Source organism: Psychrobacillus faecigallinarum (genome assembly GCF_014836595.1).
GTDB classification, from domain to species: domain Bacteria; phylum Bacillota; class Bacilli; order Bacillales_A; family Planococcaceae; genus Psychrobacillus; species Psychrobacillus faecigallinarum.
The window spans coordinates 1-571 of the sequence record NZ_JACSQO010000031.1; the positions used below are offsets into that span (position 1 = coordinate 1).

Annotated in this window: 1 protein-coding gene; it reads left to right on the forward strand. The window is 34.0% G+C overall.

What is annotated here, in order from left to right; all coding sequences use genetic code 11:
- Window positions 1-296: 296 nt before the first annotated feature.
- Window positions 297-571 (forward strand): GntR family transcriptional regulator (locus H9650_RS20300; RefSeq protein ID WP_191698010.1); only part of this gene is annotated, 275 nt, incomplete at its 3' end.

Genomic DNA, 571 nt, shown 5'->3' on the forward strand with positions numbered 1-571 from the left:
TCAAATAGTTAGAAATGAATAATATCATCTTTTAGATAGCTGATACTTTATTGTAAATATGCTTGTTCAGGCTTCTATTCTATTAATTTATGGCTGTTTTATATAAAATTTTCTGGAATTTCAAATAAAGTGGTTGCGCGATTGTTTTATGTGTGTATATAATGTGATTATAGTATATATACAATATATGAGGGTGTGAGTGATTTATGCAAATTGGTCTTCGATGACTGTTTTCAGCAAGCGGTACATGACATTTGTAAAGTATGTTTTCAAAAAAGTAAAGAAGAGGTATTGGCATGCAAATAATTATTTCCAACAGTTCAAAGGAACCGATTTATGAACAAATTACCAGTCAAATTAAATCGCTTATTTTAGCAGGTGAACTACAGGAGGGGGCAGCAATACCTTCTATGCGTAACCTCGCAAAGGAACTGCAAATTAGTGTTATAACGACGAAGCGTGCCTATGAGGAATTGGAAAAGGCGGGCTTTATCTATTCCATTGTCGGAAAAGGGTCTTTTGTTGCAGAGCAAAATCTAGAGGTTATAAGAGAGAAGAAGCTGAAGGTCAT